At 64.0% G+C, this 6,946-nt stretch carries 9 protein-coding genes and 1 tRNA gene; 5 read left to right on the forward strand and 5 right to left on the reverse strand.

Translation table 11 applies throughout. From position 1 onward, the window contains the following. The 4 genes from VGD20_RS11850 to aroA form a co-directional block, all read right to left on the reverse strand. Positions 1-842 (reverse strand): S1 RNA-binding domain-containing protein (locus VGD20_RS11850; RefSeq protein WP_331134641.1); only part of this gene is annotated, 842 nt, incomplete at its 3' end. A 276-nt stretch (positions 843-1,118) separates the two neighbouring features. Next, positions 1,119-1,748 carry a d(CMP) kinase gene (locus tag VGD20_RS11855; RefSeq protein ID WP_331134642.1) on the reverse strand — a complete coding sequence of 210 codons (630 nt, stop codon included), beginning with the start codon at positions 1,746-1,748 and terminating at the stop codon, positions 1,119-1,121. After that, positions 1,748-2,278: a hypothetical protein gene (locus VGD20_RS11860; RefSeq protein WP_331134643.1), complete on the reverse strand. Its 531-nt coding sequence runs from the start codon at positions 2,276-2,278 to the stop codon at positions 1,748-1,750. The genes VGD20_RS11855 and VGD20_RS11860 overlap by 1 nt, the downstream gene beginning before the upstream one ends. Before the next feature lie 76 nt (positions 2,279-2,354). Next, on the reverse strand, positions 2,355-3,689 hold the full coding sequence (gene aroA / locus VGD20_RS11865) for a 3-phosphoshikimate 1-carboxyvinyltransferase (protein ID WP_331134644.1): 1,335 nt from the start codon (positions 3,687-3,689) through the stop codon (positions 2,355-2,357). A 125-nt stretch (positions 3,690-3,814) separates the two neighbouring features. Between aroA and VGD20_RS11870 the strand changes: the two genes are divergently transcribed. Together VGD20_RS11870 and VGD20_RS11875 are read left to right on the forward strand one after the other, a co-directional pair. Beyond that, entirely contained in the window at positions 3,815-4,138 is a 324-nt protein-coding gene (locus VGD20_RS11870; protein ID WP_331134645.1) for a TIGR02300 family protein, read from the forward strand. A 134-nt stretch (positions 4,139-4,272) separates the two neighbouring features. After that, positions 4,273-4,348: transfer RNA gene (locus VGD20_RS11875), tRNA-Ala, on the forward strand. A gap of 280 nt (positions 4,349-4,628) precedes the next feature. On the opposite strand, the gene VGD20_RS11880 is transcribed toward VGD20_RS11875, so the two are convergent. Continuing rightward, positions 4,629-5,075 (reverse strand): Rrf2 family transcriptional regulator, encoded by a 447-nt coding sequence (locus tag VGD20_RS11880; RefSeq protein ID WP_331134646.1) that lies wholly within the window; start codon positions 5,073-5,075, stop codon positions 4,629-4,631. 149 nt (positions 5,076-5,224) lie between these two features. Here VGD20_RS11880 and VGD20_RS11885 point away from each other — a divergent pair, with 149 nt between their 5' ends. The 3 genes from VGD20_RS11885 to VGD20_RS11895 all read left to right on the forward strand — a co-directional run. Continuing rightward, a complete protein-coding gene (locus VGD20_RS11885; protein ID WP_331134647.1) occupies positions 5,225-5,785 on the forward strand; it encodes a hypothetical protein in 561 nt (186 codons plus the stop codon). Continuing rightward, positions 5,769-6,479 (forward strand): hypothetical protein, encoded by a 711-nt coding sequence (locus tag VGD20_RS11890; protein ID WP_331134648.1) that lies wholly within the window; start codon positions 5,769-5,771, stop codon positions 6,477-6,479. Before VGD20_RS11885 ends, VGD20_RS11890 begins: the two co-directional genes overlap by 17 nt. A 73-nt stretch (positions 6,480-6,552) precedes the next feature. Then, positions 6,553-6,946, forward strand: a 394-nt coding sequence (locus tag VGD20_RS11895; protein ID WP_331134649.1) for an HD domain-containing protein, incomplete at its 3' end; no start/stop codon positions are given.

Genomic DNA, 6,946 nt, shown 5'->3' on the forward strand with positions numbered 1-6,946 from the left:
TTGGCGGCGACGCCTTCCCACGGATCGCTTTCGAGCTGCTTCATGCCAAGGCTGATGCGCTGCGTGTCGCGGTTGATGCGGATGATCTGCACGCGGACATTGTCACCGATGTTGATGACTTCGCTCGGGTGGTTGACGCGCTTGTAGCTCATGTCGGTGACATGGAGCAGGCCGTCGATGCCGCCGAGGTCGACGAACGCACCATAATCGGTGATGTTCTTGACGGCGCCTTCGATGATCTGACCTTCTTCCAGGTTCTGGATCAGGCCCGAGCGCTGTTCGGCGCGCGTTTCTTCGAGGATGGCGCGGCGCGACACGACGATGTTGCCGCGGCGGCGATCCATCTTGAGGATCTGGAAGGGCTGCGGCAGGTCCATGAGCGGGCCGACGTCGCGCACGGGGCGGATGTCGACCTGCGAACCGGGAAGGAACGCCACGGCGCCGCCGAGGTCGACGGTGAAGCCGCCCTTGACGCGGCCGAAGATGACGCCTTCGACGCGGGCTTCCTTGTTGAATTCTTCTTCGAGGCGGTCCCACGCGGCTTCGCGGCGAGCACGGTCGCGCGACAGCATGGTTTCGCCATTGGCGTTTTCGACGCGGTCGACATAGACTTCGACTTCGTCGCCGACGTTGATGTCGGCCTTCTGGCCCGGCATCGCGAATTCGCGAAGCGGCACGCGGCCTTCGCTCTTCAGGCCGATGTCGATCACTGCCAGGTCGTTTTCAATCGCGGTCACGGTGCCCTTGACGACGCGGCCTTCAAAGCCGCCGTCGGCACCACCAAGCGATTCGTCGAGCATCGCGGCGAAATCGTCGCGCGTCGGGAAAGCCGTAGTGGCCATAGATGTGTCTTCCTTACTTCATTTGTTCCGGCCAAGCGGTTGGTTCCGCTGGTCTTGTGGCCGATCCGCCACGCCTGCCGGATGCAGGGCGCAGCATCCTTCGAACCGCTTGCCGGCGAGTCATGGGCAAAGCAAAATGGGCGCGAGGGGTGTGTCCCATCGCGCCCGACGCTCGTTTCGAGCGGCGGTTTGACCATGCCTCGACCTGCCGAAAAGCCCGTCGGACGGCGCGCATATAATCCTCGGCCCCCGCAAAAGCAAGGCGGAAAGCCGGTTCTAGCCGCGGCGCTTCATCCGTTCTTCGACGAAGGCGATGGCGGCGGCGAGCGCAGCGTCGCGGTCCATGTCCGTGTTGTCGAGCAGCATTGCGTCGGCTGCCCGGGCCAGCGGAGCGTCGGTACGGCCGGTGTCGCGCGCGTCGCGGGCGTGAACGTCGGCGAGCACGGCATCATAGGTGACGCTGACCCCGCGCCCGACCATTTCGGCGTGCCGGCGGCGGGCGCGCTCTTCGGAGCTGGCGGTGACGAAAAGCTTGGCGTCGGCGTGTGGCGCGATGACGGTGCCGATGTCGCGCCCGTCGAGGACGGCTCCTCCCGGCTGGTTGGCGAAATCGACCTGGCGCTGGAACAGTGCGGCGCGAACGGCGGGATGGACCGATACGCGGCTGGCAAGACTGCCGGTCGTCTCGTAACGCAGCGCCGGGTCGTCCAGCAGGCTGGCGGGGAAGTCGCACGCGGCGAGCGCATCGACGGCACTGTCGGCGTCGCCGTGATTGAGCTGCGTCTGGTAACCGACCGCGCGATAGAGCAGCCCGGTGTCGAGCACGGGCAAGCCGAAATGCTGCGCGAGCTGCCGGGCGAGCGTACCCTTGCCCGACGCGGTAGGGCCGTCGACTGCGATGATCATCAGTCGATCTGGAACGCGTCGATGCGCGCGCTCGTCAGGCGGTTGCCCGCGCCGAACAGCAATTTGATCCAGCCGCCGTTTTCAAAAGTGCCGCCGCACGACGCGATGCCTGCGCCTTCCCCGGCTTTGCCCGGTTCGAGGCAGTCGATCGCGATTTCGGGAAGAAAGGCGCGAACCTTCTTCAGCACCTCGTCGCGGGTTCGCGCCGTACCGATATTCAATGCCCCGATGTCGCGGTCGCCGAGCGCCGCAGCGTCGACGGTTTTGATCGCGAGGGTCTCGCCCGCGAAAATATGACGGACGCCGGCGTCGTCTTCCCACTCGCAGGCGATACCCTCGTCATCGTCGCAAACGTCGCCATTGGCCAACCGCCCTATTGCCTGCGGCGTGCTCGGCAGGTTGAGCGGATAGCGCGAGAAGCTGGCGTCTGCGCGATCGAACGGGTCGGTAATGGCTTCGCCGGCGTGCGCGATCCCGGTGGAAAGGGCGAGGAGCAGCGCGGTCATCGAGGCCGCAGTCTTGAATTTCATCGTTCGCAAATCCCATAATATACTGAAATCGAGCTACTATCCTGTCACGGTCGGAAAGCGCCGTCAGTGATGTCGATTACAGGCCTTTCTGCAATTGATCGAGAAGTTCCTCGAAATTGGGGAAGCTGGTAGCGACGGGGGCGATGTCGTCGATCGTTACCGGCGCCTTGCTGACGAGGCCGGCAATCGCGAAGCTCATGCAGATGCGGTGGTCGAGGTGGCCCGCGATCGTGGCGTCGCCGGGAAGCGGATCTCCGCCGGTGCCGTCGATGATCAGGCCGTCCTCGCTTTCCTCGACGCGTGTGCCGATGGCCTTGAGGCCCGTAGCCATGACGGCAATGCGGTCGCTTTCCTTGACGCGCAACTCGTCGAGCCCTGTGGTAATCGTACGCCCCTCCGCCAATGCAGCCGCGACGAACAGGATCGGGAATTCGTCGACCATGCTCGGTACGATCGCAGGGTCGACGGCGATGCCCTTGAGGGCGCTGTGGCGGACGCGCAGGTCGGCGACGGGTTCGCCGCCGACTTCGCGCGCGTCGAGCAGTTCGATATCGCCGCCCATCTGCTTGAGCACATCGACAAGGCCTGCGCGCGTCGGATTGAGGCCGACGTTGGCGATGACGACATCCGACCCCGGAACGAGCAGCGCCGCGACGATGAAGAAGGCGGCCGAAGACGGGTCGCCGGGAACAACGATCGTCTGCGGTTTCAACTCGGCCTCGCCATGGATGCGAATATGACGGGTGCCGTCGGCGTCGGTGTCAACGGTCAACTCCGCGCCGAAGCCGCGCAGCATGCGCTCGCTGTGGTCGCGTGTCGGCACGGGCTCGATCACCTCTGTGATGCCCGGCGTATTGAGGCCCGCGAGCAGCACCGCGCTCTTCACCTGCGCCGAGGCGACGGGCAGGCGGTAGGCGAGGGGGACGGCCGGCGCGAGGCCGCGTACCATCAGCGGCAGGCGGCCCCCCGGCGAGGCGCTGATATCGGCGCCCATTTGCGACAGCGGATCGATGACGCGTCCCATCGGGCGCCCCGACAGGCTGGCGTCGCCGACGAAGGTCGTGGTGATGGGATGGCTCGCGACAAGGCCCATGAGCAGGCGCGTCGAGGTGCCGCTGTTGCCCATGTCGAGTGCTTCGCGCGGCTGGAGCAATCCGCCGACGCCGACGCCATGGATGCGCCATTCGCCATCGTCGCGGCGCTCGATCGTCGCACCCATCGCGCGCATCGCGGCGGCGGTGGCGAGCACGTCGTGGCCTTCGAGCAAACCGGTGACGCGGCTTTCCCCGACCGCGAGCGCCGAAAGCATCAGCGAGCGATGCGAGATGCTCTTGTCGCCCGGAATCGCGATCCGGCCCCTGAGCGGGACGGAAGCGGAAAAGCTGCGCGGCGTGGCGGTTTGATCGGTCATGGCGTGCGGCTTTTGACAGCGGCCTTGCAATCTGGCAAGGCGCACGCCGATTTGACGGATAGCTATTCAAGTCCCGTCGCTCTTCCGATATTTTTATCCTGTTTCCAGAGGGTTACGAGGCATATATGATTAAGGCTGAATGGGGCACGAAGCGTAGCTGCCCGAAATGCGCAACCCGATTCTATGATTTGACCAAGGACGATCCGATCAGCTGCATCAATTGCGGCTACAACTGGATCCCGGAATCGGTGCTGAAGTCGAAGCAGCCGATGCCGTTCGAGCAGATCGAAAAGCCGGGCAAGGTCGCCAAGGAAGAAGGTGTCGACGAGGATCTGGATCTCGACGTCGATGTCGATGAGGACAGCGATTCGCCGGACAACGACGTCGATCTCGGCGGCGACGATGATCTGGGGGTTGCCACGGGGGACGACGAGGACGTCGAAACCTGATTTTTTCGGCGAGGGGTCAAAAAGGCGTCATAAAGATGCATTTGGCCCCTTGCATCACCCGACGGCGCTGCTAAAGGCGGCGTCCCGGTCGCAGCAGCCAAGGATATTGGCCAGAGCGGCACGATGAAATGGACGGGGCCTTAGCTCAGCTGGGAGAGCGCCTGCATGGCATGCAGGAGGTCAGCGGTTCGATCCCGCTAGGCTCCACCATTTTCTTCAAAAGGCCCGCGAAAGCGGGCCTTTTTTGTTGCGGGCTGTTGGCGAACGCGATGGCAAGGACCGCCTTGGGGTGGGGAGTTGTCGTTTAGGAAGCGCGTGACGATCCCCTCCCGCAGGCGGGAGGGGCAGCGAGGCTTGCCAGCTTGCTGGCTAGCCGCAGCGGGGTGTGCCATCGCACCGTCGCTGCCTACCCCCGACCCCTCCCGCCTGCGGGAGGGGAGAAGATACGGCAGCTTCCGGTCGAAACCGGCCATTCCGCACCGCGACACCGCTATTCGGCCGCCTCGTCCTTTTCGAACAGCGGCTCCATCCTGATCGGATCGGCCAGCGTGATGCGGTCGAGGATCGACGCGGTGTCGTCGCGGACTTTCAGCATCAGGCTGCGCATCCGGCATTCGATTTCGGGCAGGCAATTCTTGCACTGTTCGTGCGCGTTGCGTGCGGCGCAGGGGACAAGCGCAAGCGAACCGCGCGTCAGCCGGACGAGGTCGCCATAGCTGATGTCGATCGGGGGCAGCGCGAGCTGGTAACCGCCGTCGCGCCCGCGCTGCGAGATCAGCAGACCCTCGCGCGCCATCTCGGACAGGATCACGGTCAGGAATTTGGGAGGGATATTCTGCGCCTCCGCAATATCCGCGAGCTGCACCTGCCCCTTGCCCCAATGGTCGGCAAGATGCTGGAATGCGCGGATCGTATAGCGGGTCTTTTGCGAGAGCATGGCAGGGTTACTGTGACATATTCAGCCTTAATTCAACCTGTCTGGATGACATATCTTGCACAGTTGATGAAAATCACAGCGGGTGGCATGAACCGCCCTTATGAAGGTCGCATGGTGGCCCGGTTCCGGGCGCGGCAAGGGTGGATTCGATGATGCGTAAAATATTGGCTGCTCCGGCCGTCCTCGCGGCCTGTCTGCTCGCTGTCGCGCCGGCGCAGGCGCAGTTCGGCGGCCTGCTCCGCAAGGTGACGACCCCTGCTCCCAAGCCGAGCGAAGAGGGCAATGGCGGTTGCCCCAAGGGCAAGAAGGGCAGCAGCATCGGCCGCAATATCCTCGGCAATGTGCTGAACGATGCCGTCGGCGACGCGGCGAGCAAGGCCGGTGTTTATAGCTATGTGCCGATTTCGGAGGTCAGCGGGACGCTGACCGATGCGATCGCCTGCCGCCTCGATCCTGGCGAACAGGTGCAGGCGGCCGCCGCGACCGAGGAGGCAACGCGCGGCGAAGAGGTCGGTGCGACGGCGAACTGGACGAGCGCGACGCGGCCCGAAGTCAGCGGTTCATCGACCGTGGCGTCGATCAACGAAGAGGGCGGCGGCCGGAAATGTATGAACGTCAACGACTTCATCATCGTCGATGGCGAGGAAACGCAGGTCACCAAGCGGATGTGCAAGGGGCCGGGTGAATCGCGTTATGTCTTGGCGGCATAAGGCAGCGCGTATCGGCGTCGCGGCGCTGGCGCTTGCCGGCCTGACGGGCGCGACGGCCATGGACCCGGTGAACCCGACCTGTCCGCTCAACCCGAACTGGTCGACCAATCCGACGATGACGCTGACCGTCGAAAAACGCGGCGACATGAAGGTCATGCTGGCGGAAGGCCGCGTCGACCCCGGGTTGCCTGACCGGTTGACGGCGGCGCTGAAGGCCAATCCCGACGTTGGCGAGATCTGGCTTCGCTCTCCCGGCGGCGATGCGCGCGCGGGCAATGCGGCAGGCCGGATCATCCGCTCCAATCTCGGCGTCACGACGCGCATTCCTTCTGGCTGGGCCTGTTTCAGCGCCTGCAATTTCGTTTTTATGGGCGGCGCCCCGCGCGTCATCGATCCGGGTGGCTTGTTCATCGTCCACATGTTCACGCGCACGGGCGATCGCTCGGCGATCGACATGAGCGTCGCGATGGGGACCGATGCGACGCGCGAGCTGATCGGCGACATCGAACAGGATTCGGCATTGCTGGCGAGCGAGGACAATGATTTCCTGATCCGTATGGGAATTTCGCGAAAGCTGCTGACCGAAATCATGTATCGCCAGCAGGCGGTGGCGACCGAAGAGAATAAATCGACCCGTCGCTGCCTGACGCTCGACGAGGCGCTCAAATATGGTGTGACCTACGCGCCCGAGTGATGTGTGCGAGGTTCCGGAGAGTTGCAAAGAGCAACGAATGACGTAGACTGGCGGCCGACAAGGAGAGGCTGCCATGAACGACATGACGCACGAGCATGCGACATTCCGCTCGATGATCGACGGGACGCAGGAAGACTGGAACATCATCGCGCGCGAGCAGAAGGAGTTCGCGCCGCAGAACGGCAAGCGTATCCTCGACCATCTGAAGCTGCTCGGCGGCGACTATGGCGGCTTTCCGGTCGACCGGCTCGAACATTGCCTGCAGACCGCGACGCGCGCGCACCGCGATGGCCGCGACGAGGAATATGTCGTGATGGCGCTTCTCCACGACATCGGCGACACGCTGGGCGCGTTCAATCACCCCGACGTCGCGGCGGCGATCCTGAAGCCCTTCCTGTCAGAGGAAAATCTGTGGATCGTGCAGCATCACGGCATCTTCCAGGGTCATTATTTCTTCCATTATTTGG

Source organism: Sphingopyxis sp., assembly GCF_036402335.1.
GTDB lineage: Bacteria > Pseudomonadota > Alphaproteobacteria > Sphingomonadales > Sphingomonadaceae > Sphingopyxis.